General features: G+C 42.6%; 20 protein-coding genes and 1 pseudogene. 13 read left to right on the forward strand and 8 right to left on the reverse strand.

What is annotated here, in order from left to right; genetic code table 11:
• Positions 1 to 4: 4 nt before the first annotated feature.
• Both CYL18_RS04785 and CYL18_RS04795 read right to left on the reverse strand, forming a co-directional pair.
• Positions 5 to 388 (reverse strand): hypothetical protein, encoded by a 384-nt coding sequence (locus CYL18_RS04785; RefSeq protein WP_104848285.1) that lies wholly within the window; start codon positions 386 to 388, stop codon positions 5 to 7.
• A gap of 588 nt (positions 389 to 976) precedes the next feature.
• Positions 977 to 1,444: a hypothetical protein gene (locus CYL18_RS04795; RefSeq protein ID WP_104848287.1), complete on the reverse strand. Its 468-nt coding sequence runs from the start codon at positions 1,442 to 1,444 to the stop codon at positions 977 to 979.
• A gap of 129 nt (positions 1,445 to 1,573) precedes the next feature.
• Between CYL18_RS04795 and CYL18_RS04800 the strand changes: the two genes are divergently transcribed.
• From CYL18_RS04800 to CYL18_RS04820, 4 genes are all read left to right on the forward strand, one after another.
• On the forward strand, positions 1,574 to 2,503 hold the full coding sequence (locus CYL18_RS04800; protein WP_104848288.1) for a PALP domain-containing protein: 930 nt from the start codon (positions 1,574 to 1,576) through the stop codon (positions 2,501 to 2,503).
• Positions 2,500 to 4,377 (forward strand): terpene cyclase/mutase family protein, encoded by a 1,878-nt coding sequence (locus tag CYL18_RS04805; protein ID WP_104848289.1) that lies wholly within the window; start codon positions 2,500 to 2,502, stop codon positions 4,375 to 4,377. Before CYL18_RS04800 ends, CYL18_RS04805 begins: the two co-directional genes overlap by 4 nt.
• Before the next feature lie 60 nt (positions 4,378 to 4,437).
• Positions 4,438 to 5,253 carry a pyrroline-5-carboxylate reductase gene (gene proC, locus CYL18_RS04810; RefSeq protein ID WP_104848290.1) on the forward strand — a complete coding sequence of 272 codons (816 nt, stop codon included), beginning with the start codon at positions 4,438 to 4,440 and terminating at the stop codon, positions 5,251 to 5,253.
• Between the two features lie 694 nt (positions 5,254 to 5,947).
• The gene (locus tag CYL18_RS04820) at positions 5,948 to 7,516 is read left to right on the forward strand and encodes a hypothetical protein (protein ID WP_104848292.1); all 1,569 of its coding nucleotides are present in this window, start codon (positions 5,948 to 5,950) and stop codon (positions 7,514 to 7,516) included.
• Between the two features lie 43 nt (positions 7,517 to 7,559).
• Here CYL18_RS04820 and CYL18_RS04825 read toward each other — a convergent pair whose 3' ends face one another.
• Together CYL18_RS04825 and CYL18_RS04830 are read right to left on the reverse strand one after the other, a co-directional pair.
• Positions 7,560 to 8,261 carry an LrgB family protein gene (locus CYL18_RS04825; RefSeq protein ID WP_104848293.1) on the reverse strand — a complete coding sequence of 234 codons (702 nt, stop codon included), beginning with the start codon at positions 8,259 to 8,261 and terminating at the stop codon, positions 7,560 to 7,562.
• Positions 8,261 to 8,692 carry a CidA/LrgA family protein gene (locus CYL18_RS04830; protein WP_236636251.1) on the reverse strand — a complete coding sequence of 144 codons (432 nt, stop codon included), beginning with the start codon at positions 8,690 to 8,692 and terminating at the stop codon, positions 8,261 to 8,263. The genes CYL18_RS04825 and CYL18_RS04830 overlap by 1 nt, the downstream gene beginning before the upstream one ends.
• A 228-nt stretch (positions 8,693 to 8,920) precedes the next feature.
• Here CYL18_RS04830 and CYL18_RS04835 point away from each other — a divergent pair, with 228 nt between their 5' ends.
• The 5 genes from CYL18_RS04835 to hutH all read left to right on the forward strand — a co-directional run bounded on the left by CYL18_RS04835 (position 8,921) and on the right by hutH (position 15,891).
• Complete coding sequence (locus CYL18_RS04835) at positions 8,921 to 10,063, forward strand: sensor histidine kinase (RefSeq protein ID WP_104848295.1); 1,143 nt, start codon at positions 8,921 to 8,923, stop codon at positions 10,061 to 10,063.
• 258 nt (positions 10,064 to 10,321) lie between these two features.
• A complete protein-coding gene (hutU, locus tag CYL18_RS04840; protein WP_104848372.1) occupies positions 10,322 to 11,998 on the forward strand; it encodes a urocanate hydratase in 1,677 nt (558 codons plus the stop codon).
• The gene (hutI, locus tag CYL18_RS04845; protein ID WP_104848296.1) at positions 11,991 to 13,265 is read left to right on the forward strand and encodes an imidazolonepropionase; all 1,275 of its coding nucleotides are present in this window, start codon (positions 11,991 to 11,993) and stop codon (positions 13,263 to 13,265) included. The genes hutU and hutI overlap by 8 nt, the downstream gene beginning before the upstream one ends.
• Positions 13,249 to 14,226 carry an agmatinase family protein gene (locus CYL18_RS04850; protein ID WP_330847566.1) on the forward strand — a complete coding sequence of 326 codons (978 nt, stop codon included), beginning with the start codon at positions 13,249 to 13,251 and terminating at the stop codon, positions 14,224 to 14,226. The genes hutI and CYL18_RS04850 overlap by 17 nt, the downstream gene beginning before the upstream one ends.
• Before the next feature lie 168 nt (positions 14,227 to 14,394).
• On the forward strand, positions 14,395 to 15,891 hold the full coding sequence (gene hutH, locus CYL18_RS04855) for a histidine ammonia-lyase (protein ID WP_104848297.1): 1,497 nt from the start codon (positions 14,395 to 14,397) through the stop codon (positions 15,889 to 15,891).
• Between the two features lie 88 nt (positions 15,892 to 15,979).
• Here the strand turns inward: hutH and CYL18_RS04860 are convergent, their stop codons facing one another.
• Positions 15,980 to 16,879 (reverse strand): sulfurtransferase, encoded by a 900-nt coding sequence (locus CYL18_RS04860; protein WP_330847567.1) that lies wholly within the window; start codon positions 16,877 to 16,879, stop codon positions 15,980 to 15,982.
• Positions 16,880 to 17,128: 249 nt separating this feature from the next.
• Between CYL18_RS04860 and CYL18_RS04865 the strand changes: the two genes are divergently transcribed.
• Positions 17,129 to 17,578: a YhcH/YjgK/YiaL family protein gene (locus tag CYL18_RS04865; protein WP_104848298.1), complete on the forward strand. Its 450-nt coding sequence runs from the start codon at positions 17,129 to 17,131 to the stop codon at positions 17,576 to 17,578.
• Positions 17,579 to 17,652: 74 nt separating this feature from the next.
• Here CYL18_RS04865 and CYL18_RS04870 read toward each other — a convergent pair whose 3' ends face one another.
• Together CYL18_RS04870 and CYL18_RS04875 are read right to left on the reverse strand one after the other, a co-directional pair.
• Positions 17,653 to 17,901: a spore coat protein gene (locus CYL18_RS04870; protein WP_104848299.1), complete on the reverse strand. Its 249-nt coding sequence runs from the start codon at positions 17,899 to 17,901 to the stop codon at positions 17,653 to 17,655.
• Positions 17,902 to 17,916: 15 nt separating this feature from the next.
• Positions 17,917 to 18,099, reverse strand: a complete 183-nt coding sequence (locus CYL18_RS04875; RefSeq protein ID WP_104848300.1) for a hypothetical protein — start codon at positions 18,097 to 18,099, stop codon at positions 17,917 to 17,919.
• A 163-nt stretch (positions 18,100 to 18,262) separates the two neighbouring features.
• Between CYL18_RS04875 and htpG the strand changes: the two genes are divergently transcribed.
• Entirely contained in the window at positions 18,263 to 20,143 is a 1,881-nt protein-coding gene (gene htpG / locus CYL18_RS04880) for a molecular chaperone HtpG (protein ID WP_104848301.1), read from the forward strand.
• Positions 20,144 to 20,243: 100 nt separating this feature from the next.
• Here htpG and CYL18_RS04885 read toward each other — a convergent pair whose 3' ends face one another.
• On the reverse strand, positions 20,244 to 20,489 hold the full coding sequence (locus CYL18_RS04885) for a hypothetical protein (RefSeq protein ID WP_104848302.1): 246 nt from the start codon (positions 20,487 to 20,489) through the stop codon (positions 20,244 to 20,246).
• A 176-nt stretch (positions 20,490 to 20,665) separates the two neighbouring features.
• On the opposite strand from CYL18_RS04885, the gene CYL18_RS04890 reads away from it, so the two are divergent.
• Both CYL18_RS04890 and CYL18_RS04895 read left to right on the forward strand, forming a co-directional pair.
• Positions 20,666 to 21,043, forward strand: a complete 378-nt coding sequence (locus CYL18_RS04890; RefSeq protein ID WP_104848303.1) for a PH domain-containing protein — start codon at positions 20,666 to 20,668, stop codon at positions 21,041 to 21,043.
• A gap of 140 nt (positions 21,044 to 21,183) precedes the next feature.
• Positions 21,184 to 21,375 (forward strand): annotated as a pseudogene (locus CYL18_RS04895) (DoxX family protein); the annotation flags it as partial.
• Positions 21,376 to 21,925: the final 550 nt, after the last annotated feature.

The following is a 21,925-nucleotide window of genomic DNA, read 5'->3' on the forward strand; positions in this document are numbered from 1 at the left end:
GCTTTTATCTGAAAGCTGGGTCTTTTTTTCGTACGGTTTTAATTAGAAGAATGAGTGAAAGAATAATCGTGGCTGCAAATAGGATATAAGCAGTTAAAGTATGAAGACTCATATATAGACAGCAAGCTATTATTTGCAAAAATGCAAGTGCAAATCCGGCATATCGATTCTTATTTTTCCAATTTCCCTTACTAACAATAAGCTGAAGGGTGATGATATTGCATACGAGAAGAAAGGCGACAGATAATGTGATATCCCAGTTCGAGATGACCGTTCCAGGACTATATGCGAAAAGAAGGTAAATGGCTATTGGCAAAGCCAAAAGATTAATAAGAATAATAAGCAGAGACAAAAATACCTTTATCCCAAAAACTCGCAAAACGTTCATGCCGTTCACCTCCTTTATTACTTATTATTTTCCGCTAATCTTTTCATACCATTCATCTAATAAAAGAAAATTGAACTAGCCTATGGATGGCAGTTCGGCGCGAGAGGAAAGTGACTATAAAGGAGACAGCCAGAGGAACGCTTAAACAGCGAAAGACGGCTTATCGCTGTAATGAATAAGAAGTAAACATGAAGGAAATCAAAATTCTTCATTGAGAGAATAAAAAAGCGGGAAGTGCGCATGGGATCTCCTTAAAAGAATGAATCTAGGTGTTCGAGGTCATGGAATTTTGCTGGCATAAAGGAGACAAGAGGAGTCGAAGAGAGGGACTGTTTAAAAGTCAGGGCACGGACCTGGCCATTCCTATTCACAGGTATAAAGAAATTGTGGAGGAAAACTATCTGACCAGCATTCTATCCGTGGTTTGCATCTATTTGGCGCTAATTAAGAAGAGTAATGTTGAACTTTATGATTTTAACAACGCCGTTTTCAAACTAGAAATCCTGAGGAAAGGCAATAAGGAGCAGGCTTGAATAGTGAAGAGGCAGATGTATGGAAGGATATAGTTAATGTTGGGCGGACCATATATCATGATAAATATTTGATACAGCTTAGGTCATAGATGGTGATTTCTTCATAATAACCGTGGTGATCATTATGGCTAATGACAATTCCTTTGTAATTCTTGTTCATTAACAATTCTTGAAGCATATTGCCGATATTGTACTCCAAATCACGTATATATTTTTTCATAAATGTTCGGTTATTGTTGCTAAGGTTATGAATCTTATCATATAAAACATCATACATATAGGCTTTTATCGTCTTGTGCGGATATATGAGGTCGCCCGCTACAGAATTGTATAAATCCTGATATTCCTCATGGGTGACTTCCAAAAATTCATCCGTATCTACCTTGAATGTAATAATGCTATTCCCGAATTTTTGTGCCAATGTCTTTCTCGTTGTGGCATAAATAGCGTCACCGTTTTGTTTTCCGAAATTAAAATTCGTGTCGAGATTAAGGCCATTGTCCATGATACTCTCATGATTCATTTTGGTTGTTCCGTGATAGGCAATAATATTACATCACCTCCGTTAATGTTTTCCTCTTTTCTATCATATACTTATTATACCATATTTTTCATATTAATGTTTTGGGAATAAAAAGTAAGGAGGAAGTGGATGGTTGAACAATTCGAATGCATGGATTGCGGCAAGGTTTATAAGGTGAGAGACTTCATTGTTTTTTGCCCATGCGGGGGGATTTCTTGGTCTGCGTCATGGAAGAAGCCGCTTGTAACTTCAGACATCCTGCATGAAATGGCAAGCCTGTGGAGGTATAAAGAGTACCTGGGCCTTGAAGATAAAGTGGAATGGAGAGAAGTGACGATGGGAGAAGGATTTACTCCCTTAATTACCCTCGACCTCGACAATCCCTCCATTTTGCTGAAGCTAGAGTTTTTGTCTCCGATGTCTGGCATTCGAGATAGGGGATATGCGGTATTGGCAGCCATGCTGAAGTATTCGGACATCGAGGAATCAAGGATAGATCCGACAAAAGCAAATGATCGTATGGCTTGGCATACCTATATGCGCAGAGCTCGTCTAAAAGAGGTTCCAGACAAGAGAGTGGAAGGGGACACTGAACCTATCTATCATCCATTTTTCTTATCGGGCATTCAAACGTATGCCTTTGAAATATGGGAGCAGCTTTCAGGAAAGAAGCTCGAGTTTCTCGTATTACCGGCAAACGACCCTTCCTTTATCCTCGGCGTCTTCTTTGGATTTAAACGATTAGTCGAATCTGAATGCATGGAGGGTTATCCTGTTTTTCTCCTTATGGAAAAAGAGGATTCATCAAAAGAGCAGCAGCCTGATGTTGTGAATGACCAAATCATGAAGGTACTAGATTTAACCAATGGAAAAAGGCTCAGCGTTGCTCAAGCAGAAATCACTCAAGCACAAAAGGCGCTCAATTCTCGTGCAATCAAAAACAATGAGGATGATGCTGTCCTCTATGCAGGGTTTATGAGATATTATCGAGACAATTCTATCAAAGACCAGCTCGCCGTTTTGCCCATCGGATATAAGAATGGAGGGGTTGAAGCGTGAATGCGGAAGAGATAGATGAATATCTCCATCGTAAAAGGGCTGAATTGGAAAGAAGGCAAGATAAGGATGGAAAATGGAATTTTCCGTTTCAAGGCCCTATCTTGACAGATTGCTTCATGATTGCCATCATTTGTACCTTAAAGTTAAATGAACCGGATTTGATGGCGAGCTTAGTCAATAGACTATTGCGTACGCAGCAGGAAAATGGATCGTGGAAGCTCTATCCAGATGAGTTGGATGGTAATGTATCGGCGACTGTCCAAGCCTATGCCTCCTTGCTAATGTCTGGTGAATTTAATCGTGGAGATGAAGAAATGAAAAGGGCTGAGCAGTTCATTGAACAGCATGGAGGTCCGAAGAAGGCGCATTTTATGATAAAACTCTTTTTGGCCATCAATGGTATGTATGCCTACCCTTCCTATTTCAAATTTCCGACCTCCTACTTTTTGCTGCCTCCAAAGTTCCCGTTCAGCATGTATCATTGCAGCAATTATGCTAGAGTCCACCTAACCCCGATGATTATTTGCATGAATAAGCGTTTTGCCATGCGGCATGCAGGTGACCAAAGTTATTTTCATAATCAGAAAGGGGGGTGGTTCAGGGAGGAAAGAGGCTTAACGGATTCCCTGATTCAACAGATAAAGACCCTTCATTTAAATCCCTTGCATTACCGGAAAATGGGCTATCAAGCAGCAGAAAAGCTGATGGTTGACCGCATCGAGGAGAACGGAACATTATACAGCTATGCCTCCGCAACATTTTATATGATTTATGGATTACTGGCATGTGGATATCCGAAAGATCATCCCATCCTGCTGAAAGCATTTGATGGGCTAAAAAGCTATGCCGTTCAAACCTCGTCTGGCCTTCATATTCAAAATTCCCCCTCAGAGGTTTGGGACACGGCTCTGTTGTCCTATGCCTTGCAAACAGCTGGTTCAAATATGGATGATTCCTTGGTAAAGAAGAGTGTTGGGTATCTTATGCGGAAACAGCAAACGAAAAGGGGCGATTGGTCAGTCAATGCTCCAAATGCTGCTGCAGGGGGATGGGGATTTTCAGATAGCAATCATTTCAATCCGGATAATGATGATACCTCGGCGGCTCTAAGGGCGCTGACAAAAAGCAAGGAACTAGGCGGCCCATATCGGAAAGCCTGGAGTAAGGGAACAGCCTATTTAAAGCAGATGCAAAATAATGATGGCGGATTCGGAGCCTTTGAGAAGGATGCCTATAACTATCTCTTTGCCCACCTGCCAATTGAAAACGCGGCCGATGCCCTTATTGATGATTCAACTGCTGATCTGACTGGAAGAGTCATAGAGTTTCTCGGGAATTATGCCGATCAAACTCATAAAAATGAGAATGTAAAAGCAGCGGTAAATTGGCTTTTCCGCCATCAGGAGCTAAATGGCAGCTGGTACGGCAAATGGGGTGTCTGTTATATTTATGGGACTTGGGCAGCTGTGACTGGATTATGTGCAGCAGGCATTAGTCCGAAGCACCCAGCCATTCAAAAAGCGCTCGACTGGCTAGAGTCCATTCAGTTAAACGATGGCGGCTTTGGTGAATCATGCATAAGCGCAGAAAAAAAGAAGTATGTGCAGCTGGAATTTTCTACACCTTCTCAAACAGCCTGGGCGCTTGACGTCTTTATTGCCGGAGGAAGAGGAAAAACAGCCGCCGCTGCAAAAGCAGCTCGTTTCCTGCTGGATGAGACTAACCATCATGAAGGAGCCGCGCAATATCCAACAGGAATCGGCTTGCCTGGAGGTTTTTATATCATCTATGAAAGCTACAATTATATTTTTCCGATTATTGCTCTTTCCCGTTATGGGAAGCTGATAGGAAAAGGACATAAAGACATTAGATGAGCATGTACCCGCTCAATTATGGTACGATAAGGTTAAATTTTTTAGTGATTGGGTGGATTTATGAACAAAAAGATAGGATTTATCGGCTGCGGAAACATGGGGCAAGCAATGCTTGGAGCCCTGGTAAATAGTGAACAGATAGATGCGGAGTCCATCATGGCCTCGGTTCGAACGGAATCATCACTGCGTGAATTAAGAAAAAAATGGCCTATCCGAGTAACCTTGAATAATCTGGAGGTCGTCGAGAATTCAGATATTATCATTCTTGCGGTCAATCCAGCACAATATGAGAGCATCATCAAGGAAATAAGAGAAGTCATTACATCTGACCAAATCATTGTTTCCATCGCTGCCGGAATTAATATGGAACAAATGGATGATTGGTTCGGAAAGTCATCTAAAATTATCAAAACCATGCCAAACACTCCAGTTCTCGTACAGGAGGGCATGACGGCAATCTGTACGAATGAGCATGTGCTTGAATCTGAATTAGAAATGATGACTGCTTATTTCCGTTTGTTCGGAGAGGTAGAGGTAATGGAAGAAAAGCAGTTTGACGCTTTTATCGCCCTATGCGGTTCATCTCCTGCCTATATTTTCATGATGATCGAAGCAATGGCGGATGGAGCCGTCAAATTGGGGATTCCAAGAAAACAGGCTATTAGAATGGCCGAACAAACCATTCTTGGCTCAGCCAAACTCGCACTAGATACTGGTATCCATCCGGCTGAATTAAAAGATATGGTATGCTCACCAGGCGGCGCCACCATTGCTGCAGTGGCAGAGCTTGAAAAACACGGTTTCCGCTCAGCCGTAATCCATGCAATGGAATCATGTGCTGGACATTCAAAGAAAATGAATGAAGAGATGGAATAAAGAGATAACCTGGAATCAAACTGACAGAAACATTGTTTATGCAATGTTTCTGTCAGTTTTTTTGTTTGGGCTCATGGTGGATTAAACGATGCGGCAATCTTAACCTTTGCAACAGGCAGGAAGGGTGGGAGAAGGGTGTCCGAAAGGTGGGAAAAGCCAGGCAATGCCCACCTTTTTCCCAGGCAACAGGCAGGAAGGGTGGGAAAAGGGTGTCCGAAAGGTGGGAAAAGCCAGGCAATGCCCACCCTTTGCCCAGGCAACAGGTATGAAAGGTGGGGAAAGGGTGTCCGAAAGGTGGGAGAAGCCAGGCAATGCCCACCCTTTGCCCAGACTACAGGTAGGAAGGGTGGGAATAGGGTGTCCGAAAAGTGGGAGAAGCCAGGCAATGCCCACCCTTTGCCCAGACAACAGGTAGGATGAGTGGGAATAGGATGGTCAAAAGGCGGGGAAAGTATCAGAAAAGCCAAACAACAAACAAAAAAATGACAAAGGAATTAAGCAAGATAGAGAAAATCCGCCCTTTTCCGTCAGAAAATATCAAATAACAAAAATATCAAAATAATAAAGATGAAATATGTCAAAAAAACCCGATAACTTTCATTCATCCGCCAGGTTTAACAGCAACAACCTCCAAGATTTTCATCCGGGCTATGGTACGCTTATCCATATTTATGGCTATTAGGGAGGAATGCACATGGATGGTGAACGGTTATTGAGCAACCTGCTTTCATTAAAAGGGAGAGAGCTCCGTATTATTTACTCATTTCTAGCAAAAACGTCATTATCCCATTTATTGTCTACGTTATCAAAATCCATACTCTCTAAAGAGGATGGCTCTTATTTGACCGAACAAGTAAAGTCAAAAGCTGCCGCATTAGACAATCGGAAAGATGAAGAAGTGCAGCTTGATCTATTGCAAGAGCTATGCCAAGTAATGGGCAGAGATCATTTGTATATAAAAAACATAGAGCATCTACAGGAAGTATGTGAGGAATTGGTATTGGATGTACACATGCAATTAGTGAAACAAGATAAGCTCTATGCAGCATTTGTCAAAAATGCGAAGGATGAGTCTAATCTTAACCAAATGCTCCAGTATCAGATGAATCGCTTGATAACTGAAATGGATCTTTATGTGAAGGAGGAGCCGAGGAATAGGCAGGCGACCTATTTTACGTTACTCTATTCAAGCCTGCACTCCTTATCTATTCATCAGCGAGATAAGCTGAAAAGCAGCTTGAGGTTAAAGGAGGCTTCTCCTGAAAGCGTGCTGCCGAAGCTGATAGAAAAAGGTACAAAAGGGAGTGTGGAGCTGCTGCTGCCAATTGCAGGACCAATGATTTTCGAGGCTATACCTTCCATGGTGTATTTTCTATCGAAAAAGCAGGAAGAGGCATCCGCCAATCGGACGGAGGTGCCTGATCCTTATCCTGATTTTCTTTTGTCATCTCTTTTGATCAATCCCTTAATTCTGAATGGAAGAGCCTTGCTCGTCAATTATCATCATCATTCAATCAAGAAGAGACTAATGCCATTTTTTCTTTTGCAGATTTCCTATCCTTACCTGGCGGGTATCCAGGAAACGGCTGATGGCGAAAGGCTGATTGATTTATGGAAGAATCGCTATACAGCCTATAAGGATTTGCATCTCGATTCAAATCTGCTGGAGATGAAGCATATTGAAACAAGCTATTCTATGCAGAAAGCCGAGAAGAAATTAACGGAGATTGAGAAAAGAATCCAACTGGAAAACCAGATGATTCTTGAGGAGAAGGAGGAAATCAAGACAGCGTTAATGTATATTGACACGCAGGCTCTCAATATATCAGACCATTTCAATGAACTCTCTAAGCAATATGAAAAAAGTCAGAAGTCCATCTTGGAAATTGAAGCCTTAAAGCGCTCAGATCGATTAGAGACCAGTGTCGTAAAACAGGTTTCAACGAAACTATTAAATATGACTGCCTCACTTGATGTTCTGTCTGAGAAGAAAAGATGCGATCAATTATTGAATCAAATGGTTGAAGAAATCATTAATTCAGAGAATGATTTTAAGAATGAGGAAAAGAAAAACATTAAAAGGTGTTACGCTGCCATAGAGAGACTCACAGAAATGAAGAAGAAAGAATTAATAGAAAAGCAGCGTTATAGAGGAAAGCTGGCAGATATTGAGAACCAGCAAAAGGGCGTTATGAAAAAGCTGCACACTTTAGAGAAGAAAAATAAAGCCTTTAAGGAATGGATGACTGCAGGAGAAGAGTAAAGAAAAGGCCCAATCTGATAGGATTAGGCCTTTCTGTCATCTTTTAACCGGCGAATGAGTGATACAGCAATAAAATGACAGGACTTAAAAATGATCCTATAACTGCGCTTAATGTCATCGACACAGAGCTCATTGAAAAAGCTGTCAGACCGAGCTCTGACGTCTTGGATGTACCGATTGCATGGGAGGCACATCCCATCGCAATTCCAATGCTGATAGGGCTTGTAACCCTGATAAGCCGCAGGAATTGAGGGCCAAGGACAGCTCCGGTCAACCCGGCAAACATCACAAAGATCGCCGTCATGCTGGGGATGCCGCCAGCTTGGCTGGAGAGCTCAATCGCAATTGGGGTCGTAAACGATTTTGGCAATATGGAATAGAGGACACGCTCATTAATTCCCGCCGCCAAAGCGAGCAGTATTCCGCTTGCCATGCCCGCAATAACCCCGCATATGACCCCGCTTAATATCACGTATTTATTATCTGCGAGTATCTTTCTTTGGCTATATAGTGGAAAGGCTAATCCGACAATTGCCGGACCCAGCAATTGATTCATCCAATAGCCGCCAATCATATATGTGTCATAAGAAATGCCGAATAAGTTCAGTATAACCACAATCAGTATCGTAGATGTCAGGATGGGTGTAAGCAAGGTGAGCGGATAGGATAAATAGAGCTTTTTCATAAAAAGAAAGACGACCACAGTGAAAATGATAACAATTAGAGCTGTCAGGAATTGATTCATTACTCACCAAGCCTCCTATTCGTAAGGACTCTGGCAGCAAATTGGCTGACGCCTCCGGTAATCGCTAGCGTCATCAGTGTGCTTATCAAAATGACAAATACAATGATGCCTCCCTCTACAGAAAATAGATTCGCATATTTCATAATCCCTACACATACAGGTACAAATAATAGAGGAAGGATTCCTGTCAAGAAGGCGGAGCCCTCATCCACCCATTTTTGAGGAAGGATACGGAATACTAGAAGTAAAAACAAAAGAATCATCCCAATTACACTGCCTGGAATTAAAAGATTTAGCGTTTCTTGGAGCCATACCCCAATGTAGTAAAAGATAAATAAAAGAGCGGTTTGAATCAAAATCTTGAACATTTTCATAGTTTGATTGTTCATTGCGGCTGTTCTAAATGGAATAGGATATCCCCTTATAGTCATTGCCAAGAACGGTTGTCACCTGCCTTATATGCTATAAATTGATATTACGCCATTGCATAAATATGTCAATTATTTTGTTGGCATAATAGATGCCTTAACAGGATTTTTACTTTATCATGACAATATTTCAATTTCTAAATATTTCTAATTTTGTAGAGGATATTAAATGACTATGTCGAATTATAAATTCAATATAAATTGAGAAAGTGAAATGGTGGTCAGAAAGAAATGGAGCCCATATTAGTAAAACACAATGAATATATCGAGCAAGTTGAAAGGTGGATGACTAAGGAAGAGGGAAGGCTGTATGAGGAATGGCTGAATTCCATCAAAATGAATGCTGCAGATGAATCAATCGATGAGATGGATAACGCGCGTCACCTCATGTTTAGCCAGATGATTGATACTATCAACGGCAAGCTGTCAGAGACTGCTGTTAGAGAGATGGCCAAAAAGGTCGCAACTGAACGGATGAACAGGATTAATATTGGTGATGTATTATACAACATCAATCAAGGCAGGCGCGTCATTACCAATTTCATCTTGACGCTGGATATACCAGTCGATAACCTTCAACTCGTCATCAATGATGTGAATCGGCAATTTGATATCTTTAGTCACGAGCTTGTTTCTACGTATTCTCATCTTGCCAATAAGGTGATTGATGAAAAGAATACTTTCATTAATGAAAATCACAAAGATAAACTGGCGCTGCTTGGTCAAATATCCTCAAGCTTTGTTCATGAGTTTCGCAATCCGCTGACTGCGGTGATGGGATTCAATAAGATTTTGAAAAAGGAATATCCGGATATGAAATATTTGGACATCATGGATTATGAACTAAATCAGCTGAATTTCCGCATCACCCAATTCCTGCATACCTCGAAGGCCGAATTTAATGAGGACTTAATCGTTGATATATCCATTAGGCAACTGATTGAAGAAATCAAGCAATTAAGCTATGCCAGCATAGTGGATACAAATGTTAAGGTCAATATTGATGTAGCGGATGATCTTATGATAAAAGCGAGCAGAAATGGCTTGAAGCAGGTCATTTTAAATGTATTTGTGAATTCAATAGATGCATTGAAGAATGTAGCTTATGAGAGAATCATTAATGTGAAGGCTTTTATTAGAAATCACCAGATTATCATAAGTCTTTCCAATAATGGCCCTATGATTGAAAAGGAAAACATTGAATCTATTTTTGAACCGTTTTATACAACCAAGGAATTGGGCACAGGGATAGGTCTGTATGTTTGCCGAAAGATTATTGAGAGCTATGACGGCTATTTGGTGTGCACATCCTTACCAGAATGGACCACTTTTTATATTCATTTGCCAGATTCCATTATCATTGCGCCTAACTAAGCATTGCTTACAGATCGGCTGTATTCAAGGGGATAGACCAATCTCGCATGCATAAAGTTATCGTTTTTATAACAATACCGATGGTCTTTTCTTTATCTTATTCTGGGAATCCTATCTGACGGATAAGAGTGCTCTCTTTCATCTTTCTCTAAGATTTAAATGATGGAAATGTATTTTTGTAGGACTTGAATATAGATAGTTAATGAGAGAACTATTAATAGAGATTATGAAAAATGACTAGGAGGCAGAGTGAAATTGATCAAGCATATAAATCTTTATGAGCATTATAGCGGTCCTGAGCTGCATACGAAAGGCTGGCAGCAGGAGGCTGCTATTCGCATGCTTTTAAATAATTTGCATGAAGATGTTGCTGAGAATCCCACTAATCTGATTGTATATGGAGGTACCGGGAAGGCAGCGAGAAACTGGCATGCTTTTGAGGCAATTATTAAGTCCCTCGAATCTCTTGATAATGACGAGACTTTATTGATTCAGTCCGGAAAGCCGGTCGCTGTATTTCGCACTCATGAGCATGCTCCTCGTGTGCTGCTCGCTAATTCAAATCTTGTTCCTGCTTATGCGAGCTGGGATGTCTTCCGTGAGCTAGATCGGAAGGGTCTCATGATGTACGGACAGATGACGGCAGGCAGTTGGATATACATAGGTTCCCAAGGAATCGTTCAAGGCACATATGAGACATTCGCTGAATGCGCCAGACAGCATTTTGGCGGAACACTTGCCGGCACTATTACGGTAACAGCTGGTCTTGGCGGTATGGGAGGAGCTCAGCCGTTGGCCGTCACGATGAATGGCGGAGTTTGCATAGCCATAGAGACCGATGAAAAACGGATTGACCGCAGAATTGAGACAAAATACGCTGATAAGAAAACATTTTCTCTAGATGAAGCGATAAGGATGGCTAAAAAGGCAAAGCAGGATAAAGTGCCTCTTTCCATCGGTCTTTACGGAAATGCGGCAGACATTCTGCCAGAGATGGTCAAACGCGGATTTATTCCTGATGTCATTACGGATCAAACCTCGGCACATGACCCTTTATATGGGTATATCCCAAGCGGGATGACGTTAGAGGGAGCTGCCCAGCTTAGAAGGGACAATCCGAAAGAATATCAGAATCGCTCTACCGCCTCTATGGCGGTTCATGTAAAGGCTATGCTCTCTATGAAAGAAAAGGGGGCAGTTGCCTTTGATTACGGGAACAATATCCGCCAGGCTGCCAAGGATGCCGGAGTTGCAGAGGCTTTTGACATTCCTGGTTTTGTTCCGGCCTATATCCGTCCGCAATTTTGTGAGGGGAAAGGACCTTTCCGATGGGTTGCCTTATCAGGAGACCCCGAGGATATTTTTAAAACAGATGAATTGATATTGAGAGAATTTAAAGAGAATGAATCTTTATGCAAATGGATAAGGCTTGCGAGAAAGAATATCAAATTCCAGGGACTGCCCGCACGGATTGCCTGGCTTGGTTATGGTGAAAGGGCTAGATTCGGCGCACTGATCAATGAAATGGTCGAAAAGGGTGAATTAAAGGCACCTATCGTTATTGGACGAGATCATCTGGATGCTGGTTCTGTAGCCTCCCCTAATCGGGAGACAGAAGGGATGAAGGATGGCTCTGATGCAATAGCTGATTGGCCTATTCTAAATGCCTTGATAAATGCGAGTGGCGGTGCTTCCTGGGTATCTGTTCATCACGGCGGCGGAGTCGGTATGGGCTATTCCATTCATGCGGGAATGGTCATTGTCGCAGATGGAACAAAGCAGGCGGCTGAAAAGCTTGATCGAGTTCTCACCACAGACCCTGGTCTTGGTGTAGTAAGGCATGCAGACGCAGGTTATGAAAGCGCTATCAAGACAGCTAAGGATAAAGGCATTCACATGCCAATGCTCGATTCTGGAGCTGAACAGTATGAATAACCGGCCTGTATGGATTCAGAATATCGGTGAACTTGCCACATTAAAGTCTGCGCAAACAGGTCCGAGGATAGGGGAAGATATGAACGACCTTGGCCTTATAAATAACGGGAGTGTGTGGGTTGAAAAGGGAAGGATAGAGGCTGTCGGAACAACCATAGAGATCAAAGAGAAGTATGAATCTAGAATGGAAGAAGCGGATGTCATAGATGCAGGCGGTCGTCTCATTACACCAGGGCTGGTTGATCCGCATACCCATTTTGTCTATGGAGGCAGCAGAGAAGAGGAATTTGAGAGGCGCCTGCAAGGCTATACCTATATGGAAATCATGAATGCAGGCGGCGGTATTCATTCTACAGCCAAGAAAACGGATGATACCCCATATAGTCAACTGTTAAAAGAATCAAGTAACCGCCTTGACCTTTTCCTTCACCATGGGGTGACGACGATTGAGGGCAAAAGTGGTTATGGGACTGCCCTTGATACAGAACTGAAGCAATTGAGGATCATGCGGGAATTAAACGAACAGCATCCAATCGATATCGTATCAACCTTTATGGGGGCACATGCCATTCCGAAATCCTTCGCCGGCCGGGAGGAGAGATATGTCGAGTCAGTCATAAATGAAATGATTCCCGCTGTCATGGCAGAAGATTTGGCTGAATTCATTGATGTTTTTTGTGAGAAGGATGTCTTTTCGATTGAGCAATCGAGGCGAATTTTGCTGGCAGGGAAAAAAGCCGGATTAAGAGCAAAAATCCATGCGGATGAGATTGTCGCCACAGGGGGAGCGGAACTTGCAGCCCAGCTTGAAGCCATTTCAGCGGAGCATTTGTTAAAGACGGAGTTAGCTGGAATGAAGGCAATGGCAGAGGCAGGCGTCATTGCCTGCTTACTTCCGGCAACTGCGCTTTTCTTAGGTGAAAAACCAGCGGATGCTAGGACGATGATTGATTTGGGAGTCCCTGTTGCAATCTCAACCGATTGTAACCCTGGTTCGTCCCCAACGGTTTCCATGCCGCTAGTCATGAATCTAGCCTGCTTACTGATGAAGATGACACCGGCTGAAGCCTTGACTGCCGCAACTTATAATGCGGCATGTGCGATTAATCGAGAAGACCGTATTGGCAGTATTGAGGAGGGGAAGCAGGCTGATCTTGCCTTATGGAATGTCAGCTCATACCGTGAGCTTCAATATTTCTTTGGCGTTAATCATATTCATTCCGTTTGGAAAAGAGGGGAGCTTGTCATAAATGGATTTGGCAGATAATTGGCTCCGTGAGCCGAATTGGTCCTGGAATGATTCACTTGAACCATCCGGTTATGTGCATGATTGGGTCCAAAGGATAAACGAGGTAGAATCAGTGCCTGAGTGCATTCTCTATGGTGCCCCATTATCAAAATCATCTATTAGTGTTTCAGGCGCATCCCTTTATCCAGAGGTTTTTCGCAGGCTTTGGAAACAATTTGCCGCTTATAACTTTGAAGAAGAGATTGACCTGACTTCCTATTCAGTCGCTGATGCAGGGGACATACTCATGCACACGACAGATGTGGCTGAATCACACCGGAGGATTGAAATCGCCGCGTATGCCTTGAATCAGACTTTCCCGAAGTCAACCCTTTGCATGATTGGAGGCGATCATTCCACGACAGCTTGTGCTATCCGTGGGCTCAAAAGAAGTCAGCCAAATCAAACGATTGGGATCTTGCAGCTTGATACCCATCTGGATGTACGGGATCCGGCTGAGTACGGGCCTGCTAATGGGACACCAATCCGCCAGCTAATCGAGGGTGGAGTCGTAAGAGGAGAGCATATCGTCAATATCGGTCTGCATGGATACTACAATACTAAACAGCTTGTTGAATATGCGAAGAGGCATCAAATCAAGACATATTCTATGAAAGAAACTAGAAAAATAGGTGTATCCAGGCTAATAGAACAAGAGCTAAAGCGGCTCTCGTCCGAGACAGATCTGGTTTATGTCACGGTTGATATGGACGTTTTAGATATATCCTTTGCACCTGGTGTACCGGCCGCAACACCTGGGGGGATGCGAACCGAGGAGCTGTTTGAAGGGCTGCTTTCAATCGGTAAATCTCCGGCCGTGAAGCATATTGACTTTGTCTGCCTAGATCCTTCACGTGATTCAAGAATTGAAGAGACTTGCCGGATAGGCGTACATGCATGGCTTCAGTTCATGACTGGAAGAATAATGAATAAGGGCTGAACAAGGATAGTCTATTCTCACTCTTCCTGCATACGCATGTATGGGGAAAGGATAGGCAAGAGTCATTCTTCTCATTATATGGACAAACAAGCACACCACGGGCTATATCAAGACTGGTCTCTGATATAGCCTTTTATATGTCTAGATATAGACAGAGGGGGTCATGAGATGATTTACATTGATGGAAATACCTTGAGTCTTAAAGAGATTGAAAGAGTTTTATATAAAGATGAACAGGTCAGCATTTCACAAAAGGCGGACAAAGGTATTTTTGACGCCAGGAACTTAGTAGAAAAAAAGCTTGAAGAAGGCAATATTGTTTATGGTCTAAATACTGGTTTCGGTAAACTGAGTGAGACGACCATCTCAAACGAGCATGTAAGAGATTTGCAGGTAAACTTGATTCGTTCTCATGCCTGTGGGGTAGGAGAACCGGTTTCAGAACCTGTTACAAGACTAATGCTCTTACTCCGCGCGAATGCATTGGCTAAGGGGTATTCCGGCGTACGAAAGGAACTCATCCAATTATTGATTGATTGCCTTAACAAGGGTGTCCATCCGGTAATTCCAAGCAAGGGTTCACTTGGAGCAAGCGGGGATCTCGCTCCATTGTCCCATTTGGCACTCGTCTTGGTTGGGGAGGGCGAGGCCTATTATCATGGCAGACGATATCCAGGATTGGTTGCCTTACAGAAGGCTGGGCTTAATCCAATCAGGCTTGAGGCGAAAGAAGGACTCGCTTTGATAAATGGTACACAGGCTATGGCAGCGACTGGTGTGCTTGCCTACCTGGAAGGAAAGAGATTGGCTGAATATGCGGATGGTATCGCATCCTTGACCCTTGAAGGATTGCGCGGCGTTTTGGATCCATTCTTGCCGATGACACATGTGGTGCGTCCTTTTCAGGAGCAGCAGGATGTTGCCAAAAGGATTTGTGCTTATGTAGATGGCAGCGGGCTGATGACAAGGCAAGGGGAGGTTAGAATTCAGGATGCCTATTCATTGAGATGTATTCCACAGGTTCATGGGGCGATTCAGCAAGTGCTTTCCTATGTGGAGGATAAGCTTACCACTGAAATCAATTCCGCTACCGATAACCCGTTAATCTTTCCGGAGACTGACCAAGTCATCTCAGGCGGTAATTTCCACGGACAGCCGCTAGCCTTTGCAATGGATTTCCTTGGTATTGCCATCTCTGAGCTTGCTAATATATCGGAAAGGCGAGTTGAAAGACTAGTAAATCCCCAATTAAATGATTTGCCGCCCTTTTTAAGCCCGAATCCGGGACTTGAGTCCGGGTTAATGATTACACAATATGTCGCTGCATCACTCGTTTCAGAGAATAAAGTGCTCTCTCATCCATCAAGCGTCGATTCGATTCCCTCCTCGGCTAATCAGGAAGACCATGTCAGCATGGGGGCTACAGCTGCGAGACATGCACTAAGCATCCTCGAAAATGCACGTAAAGTTCTCGCGATTGAATGGATATGCGCCGCCCAAGCCGCTGACTTCAGGGGCGTCGATAAATTAGCACCCAACACTAGAAGGCTTTATGACCATCTGCGCAAGAGGGTGGCATACGTAAATTCAGATCGCTCGCTTTCTGCTGATATTGACCAAATGGCAGAGGAGTTGAAGTTCTGCACGGAATCTTTTTTATCATAAGATATAAATTGATTATAATTATATTATGTAAACAAACTAAAAAGAGATGGAATGCCTTGCTTGCATCCATCTCTTTTTATCGTTCAGCTTATTTGCTGCCAGTGACGAGGGGAAGATCCTCTCTTGAGGCCCATTCATTCAATGACCCGTCATAGACGGCGATGTTCTTAACGCCAATCTGTTCTAAAACGAGGGCATTCCAGGTGGCAGCGATGCCGCCTCCGCAATAGGTAATGACCCTTTTATCTGAATCAAGGGGACCCGTTTTCTCAAAATTCTTCTTCAGCTCTTCATTTGGAAGAATAGTCTTCGTTTCGGGATTGGCATGGCAGCCAAAGAAGACGTTTACACTTCCAGGGATATGGCCTTTCCGCGGGTACGTATCTGTTTCTCCCTTAAAATCCTCAGGAGATAAGCTGTTGATGAGAATAACGGAATCATCATCCATCGCCTTAATGACATCCTCCATGGTTGCAAGCATTTCTTTCTTGCGCTCTCCCTTAAAATCAGCCTTCGGGTATACGTCTGTGGCATTAGAAAGAGGACGTCCTTCTTCCTTCCACTTTTGTAATCCGCCCTCGAGAACAGCAATGTTTTCAAAGCCCTCATATGTTAGCTGCCATCTTAATCTTGCTGCCCATTGCGGTGCTTCCACAGAAACACCTACAAGTGCACCCTGGTCATAAATCACCGTATAGGTGTCTTTATCCCCGATACCAAGATTCTCCATATGGTGAACGAAAGCATCACGCTCAGGTAAAGTGAAAGGAAGATTTGATCCCGGGTTAGATAAGTCATGCAATAGATCTGCATAAACAGCGCCAGGGATATGTCCCACGTTGTATGAATCCTTACCGGATGACAGGGTGATTCCCCCATCCTGCAAGGGCTTCATAAAAGTGGTAGCATCAATAACCCTCAACTTTGGGTCATTTAGGTGTTCCTCAAGCCATTCAGTTGAAACAATTAGCGGGATCTTGTTCATCATTCATTCACTCCAATATTGTCATTATAAGCTGAATATAATATAAATCAGATAAAATTACTAAGAATTAGACTTGAACAAGAAATATATTTAAAATCAACTGGTAAGTATCAAAAAAGAAAAAAGAGGTTAAAAATAGTACTATTCTGTTCCACCACACAAATCACACTTGTATACAAGTGTTTAAAGCACTATTATTGTTTTTGTTACTATTTTCATCAAATATAAAAAGACAACTAGGAGGCTACATACATGATTATGGATCAATTATCGAACGCTTCATTATATAATGGAGTGCATCCAAGACTGAAGAAAGGCTTTGCTTTCTTAATGGAAAACGACTTGCATGCTTTACCGACAGGAAAGTATGAGATTGAGGATGATAAGGTCTTTGTGATGATTCAGGAATACGATACAAAGCTCATTGAAGACTGCCGATTAGAGGCGCATTACCAATATACCGATATCCAATATGTCATTAAAGGCGCAGAAAGAATGGTCTATACGAATAAAGAAGAAACAGAGGTAGTCGAGGAGCAAAAAGAGAATGATGTGATGTTCTTGAAGGGTGATGGCAATCATCTTATTGTAAAAGAAGGTTGTTTTGCCGTATTTATGCCGCAGGATGCCCATATGCCGGGTGTTTGTGTTGAACAGCCAGAATCTGTAAGAAAAGCAGTCGTAAAAGTATTATGTGATTAATGTGCGAGGGGCAAAGTATTTTGCCTCTTTTTTTATAAATGCAAAAAGGACAGCACGAAGCCGTCCTTATCATCTTACCCTTGTGCGAATTGATTTTTCACCGTATTGATCTCTTCCTGTGTAGCTTGTTCCGCTGGGATATAATAGCCCTTTTGTTTCGCTATGGAAAACACGGCATATTGACGGGCTTCATCCTGGTCACGCATTTGCTGGATAGTCTTGCGCAATTCTTCATTTTCGGTTTGGGCAATGATTCCTGCATAGCTTGCCAAGGAACCATTTAAGCATGATAAGTAGTCACTGACGATATCTTTTTCCTGCATCTGTATCATCCTCCATTATAGAAAGGTCATTAAATTTTCTTTATTTTTGCGCGCATCCTGTGCATCATTTCGAAGCTGTGCAGCAATCCCCTGGTCGGTTACTTGCTGAGCATAATAATCCAATTTATTGGCGATTGTTGCATGTCCGCCAATGAGATGACGAAGGTTTTGTAGCTCAAGTTCATTAAGATTAGGCATATATATGGCACCCCCTATTTAGAATTCGTGGATAGTATTTGTATTCTGGTATGGTTTATTCGACCAAGTGTTATTGACAAAACAAATAAATTTGTGATAATTAAAAAATGTTAGCACTTGTAGGAATAGAGTGCTAGAAGAATACGGAAAGGGTGCAAAAAATATGGCGAAGAAGCAATTTAAAGCTGAATCAAAGCGTTTGCTCGAAATGATGATTAACTCCATCTATTCACAGCGTGAAGTCTTTTTACGTGAGCTCCTCTCGAATGCGAGCGACGCCATTGATAAACTGTATTACAAGGCATTAACGGATGAGAATTTAACGTTTAATAAGGAAGACTATTACATAAAAGTGAGTGCTGACAAGGAAAAACGTCAGTTAATCATTACAGACACCGGTATTGGCATGACGCAAGAGGAGCTTGAAACGAATCTTGGGGTTATCGCCAAAAGCGGCTCATTAGCCTTCAAGAAGGAGAACGAAAGCAAAGACGGCCATGATATCATCGGCCAATTTGGTGTTGGCTTCTATGCCGCCTTCATGGTTGCTGATGTTGTCACCGTTACTAGTAAGGCAATCGGCTCCAATGAGGCTTATCGCTGGGAATCCAAGGGGGCTGATGGCTACACAATCACCCCTTGCGAGAAGGAAAAGGTCGGTACGGAGATCATCTTAACGATCAAGGAGAACACAGAAGAGGAAGATTACGGCCAATTCTTAGAGGAATACCGTCTGAAAGAGATCATTAAGAAATACTCTGATTTTATCCGCTATCCAATCAAGATGGATGTGACTGAGAGCAAGCTAAAAGAGGGCTCGACCGATGAATATGAGCAAATCATCGAGGAACAGGTCATCAATAGCATGGTGCCGATTTGGAAAAAGAATAAAAGCGAGCTTACGGATGAGGATTATCAAAACTTCTATCATGAAAAGCATTACGGGTTCGATCAGCCATTAAAGCATATTCACATCAATGTTGATGGGACAATCCGATACAATGCGATTCTCTACATTCCAGAAAACATTCCGTTTGACTATTATTCAAAGGAATTTGAGAAAGGGCTTGAGCTGTACTCCAATGGCGTACTTATTATGGAAAAATGTGCGGACCTCCTGCCTGATTATTTCAGCTTCGTGAAAGGGATGGTGGACTCAGAGGACCTTTCCCTCAATATCTCCCGCGAGATGCTGCAGCATGACCGCCAATTGAAGCTGATCGCGAAGAATATCAACAAAAAAATTAAGAATGAATTGGTGTCCTTGCTGAAAAATGACCGTGAGAAATACGAAAGCTTCTACAAGTCATTCGGAAGGCAAATCAAGTTTGGCGTATACAGTGATTTCGGCGCCAATAAGGACATGCTTCAAGACCTGCTCATGTTCTACTCATCTAAGGAGAAGAGACTCGTGACGCTTGATGAGTACATCGAAAGAATGAGTGAGGACCAAAAGTATATTTATTATGCGACTGGTGAGTCTTATGATCGCATTGATAAGCTGCCGCAGACGGAAATGGTGGCAGATAAAGGCTATGAAATTCTCTATCTGACAGAAGATATCGATGAATTTGCCATCAAAATGCTCATGAACTACAAGGAGAAGGAATTCAAATCCGTTTCAAGCGGAGACCTAGGCTTTGAGGAAGAGAATAAGGATGATGGGAAAGATGCAGACTTAGCGGAGCATAAAGACCTATTCGCCCATATGGCCAAAACGCTTTCCGGAAGCGTGAAGGATGTACGCGCATCTAAGCGCCTGAAATCGCACCCGGTTTGCCTGTCAACAGAAGGGGAAATTACGATTGAGATGGAGAAGGTGCTGAATGCGATGCCGGATAATCCTGGCGTCAAGGCGGAGAAAATCCTTGAAATCAACCCCAACCATGAGGTATTCACATCACTTGTGAATGCGTATGAACATGACAAGGAAAAGCTTGATTTATATACAAAGCTGCTATACAATCAAGCATTGATTATCGAAGGTTTGACCATCGAAGACCCGGTAGAATTTACGAACGATATTTGCAAGGTGATGGTTTAATGAACGGAAAAGAAAAAAGACAGGATTATTTCATCCTGTCTTTTTTCTTTGGAATTTCTGCAATATTTAAGCCCCATGAAGAATAGAGGCATAGTTTTGGCTAGTCATTATCATTACACCCGCACTCAAATTCCTTAAAGATGTATTCTTTATACAATGTATACTCTTTAAAAGTACTTGTTTCGGATGAGAAAACTTTCACTAAGGGAGCAACATCCACCTTGGCCCATTGCTTTATTTGTTCATCCATATCCTTAGATGGATCTATTCGATATTGGTTCATATCGATACATAAGTCATTATGCTCACATACATCATATGTTACTGCCAAATAATAGTTGTCCATATATTCAGCTCCCTATACACTAGTATGTTTAGATTAATCTTTTGTGAAATTTTATACAACAATTGCGCTCATATACAGCTAAGGTAAAGGATGAGGATAAAAAGATGAGAGGACGCCGGTTTGGTACAAGTTTTGTATGGCTTGAGGTAAAATAAAAGAAAAAGGAGTGAAGAGATATGGGTTATTTAGATGCGTTTTTAGGCAATTCCTCCAATATGAAGACAGAAGAAGCAGAAGAGAAGTTAAAGGACATTCTTTTTCCGGAGGAGAAAGTCAATCAGGCCTATAAATTAATCCGGGATATGATGGTGTTCACGGAGCATCGCTTGATTCTCGTGGATGTCCAAGGAATGACCGGCAAGAAGGTAGAATACCATTCCATTCCATATAAAAGCATCACTCATTTCAGCACAGAGACAGCGGGAACGTTTGACCTGGATTCCGAATTGAAAATTTGGTTATCTGGAGCAGACCTCCCGATTGAAAAGACCTTTAAAAAAGGAGCAAGCATTTCTGAGGTACAGCAATTGCTTGCGTACTATGTTTGCCGCTGATCATGGTTGTTCTCAAGGACAGGCACTTATTGACATCCGTTCATTTGGACAATTAGGATAGGAATAAACGATAGGGCTATCTCTTGTTTTCATTGCGGCACAGCTCCTATCTGCTAAAGAAGCAGGGGAGGAAATGATGGATGGAAGACTTAGGGCTCCTTATTGTGAGGCTGATTGTCGGCGGGTTGTTCCTGGCGCATGGAGCGCAAAAGCTGTTTGGCTGGTTTGGCGGAGCAGGCTTAAGCGGGACGGCAGGGTGGTTAGAATCAATCGATGTTAAACCAGGTTTTTTCATGGCGATGATGGTTGGTCTAATTGAATTAATTGGCGGGTGTGCGGCCGAGCCTAGGTCGTATCATATAGCGGGTGGGATTCCCGCCGAGTAAGAACTAGCCATTCGCTCGTAGCGAGTCTTGGAGGGCCAAAGGTAACTTTGGTCTTTAAGCGTAGACAGTTAGGTGGCGGGCCGAAAGCCAAATGGTTGAAGGGATTGAGCTCCATAAACGTTAGTAAACTGAGAGGGCTGATGCCTTACCTGCGTGCAGAAAGCAATATTTTATCTTTTGTTAAAGGCGAGAAAGATAAAATCTCTCTGGAGTCAGAGACCTTGGCACGTCATACATGGATATGATACGGCAACTCGGGAGACCCTACCGGTCTTTTCTGTCTATTAGAAGAGTATGGTGTACAAGCGATAACAAGTAAGGAAGCCAAATGCCGGGTAGGGAGTCGGATAGCAGCGTAGTACCAATGAAGTTGGGTAATGCCAATGGAGGAAAGGCTAGCTACCAGTTATTGCCCTTACTAGGGACACATTTACTACACACAGAGGTAGGGATAATAAATGGAAACAAAACTACTAAGGATAGCAGAATTAGCTAA

The organism is Pradoshia eiseniae, from assembly GCF_002946355.1.
Lineage (GTDB): Bacteria > Bacillota > Bacilli > Bacillales > Pradoshiaceae > Pradoshia > Pradoshia eiseniae.

Coding starts and splice junctions, on each gene's coding strand:
- CYL18_RS04885 (WP_104848302.1), bottom strand. CDS start 20,489: ATGGACAACTATTATTTGGCAGTAACATATGATGTATGTGAGCATAAT.
- CYL18_RS04875 (WP_104848300.1), bottom strand. CDS start 18,099: ATGCCTAATCTTAATGAACTTGAGCTACAAAACCTTCGTCATCTCATT.
- hutH (WP_104848297.1), top strand. CDS start 14,395: ATGATTTACATTGATGGAAATACCTTGAGTCTTAAAGAGATTGAAAGA.
- hutI (WP_104848296.1), top strand. CDS start 11,991: ATGAATAACCGGCCTGTATGGATTCAGAATATCGGTGAACTTGCCACA.
- CYL18_RS04865 (WP_104848298.1), top strand. CDS start 17,129: ATGATTATGGATCAATTATCGAACGCTTCATTATATAATGGAGTGCAT.
- CYL18_RS04800 (WP_104848288.1), top strand. CDS start 1,574: ATGGTTGAACAATTCGAATGCATGGATTGCGGCAAGGTTTATAAGGTG.
- CYL18_RS04835 (WP_104848295.1), top strand. CDS start 8,921: ATGGAGCCCATATTAGTAAAACACAATGAATATATCGAGCAAGTTGAA.
- htpG (WP_104848301.1), top strand. CDS start 18,263: ATGGCGAAGAAGCAATTTAAAGCTGAATCAAAGCGTTTGCTCGAAATG.
- CYL18_RS04860 (WP_330847567.1), bottom strand. CDS start 16,879: ATGATGAACAAGATCCCGCTAATTGTTTCAACTGAATGGCTTGAGGAA.
- CYL18_RS04830 (WP_236636251.1), bottom strand. CDS start 8,692: ATGACTATAAGGGGATATCCTATTCCATTTAGAACAGCCGCAATGAAC.
- CYL18_RS04890 (WP_104848303.1), top strand. CDS start 20,666: ATGGGTTATTTAGATGCGTTTTTAGGCAATTCCTCCAATATGAAGACA.
- proC (WP_104848290.1), top strand. CDS start 4,438: ATGAACAAAAAGATAGGATTTATCGGCTGCGGAAACATGGGGCAAGCA.
- CYL18_RS04795 (WP_104848287.1), bottom strand. CDS start 1,444: ATGAATCATGAGAGTATCATGGACAATGGCCTTAATCTCGACACGAAT.
- CYL18_RS04825 (WP_104848293.1), bottom strand. CDS start 8,261: ATGAATCAATTCCTGACAGCTCTAATTGTTATCATTTTCACTGTGGTC.
- CYL18_RS04820 (WP_104848292.1), top strand. CDS start 5,948: ATGGATGGTGAACGGTTATTGAGCAACCTGCTTTCATTAAAAGGGAGA.
- CYL18_RS04870 (WP_104848299.1), bottom strand. CDS start 17,901: ATGCAGGAAAAAGATATCGTCAGTGACTACTTATCATGCTTAAATGGT.
- CYL18_RS04850 (WP_330847566.1), top strand. CDS start 13,249: ATGGATTTGGCAGATAATTGGCTCCGTGAGCCGAATTGGTCCTGGAAT.
- CYL18_RS04785 (WP_104848285.1), bottom strand. CDS start 388: ATGAACGTTTTGCGAGTTTTTGGGATAAAGGTATTTTTGTCTCTGCTT.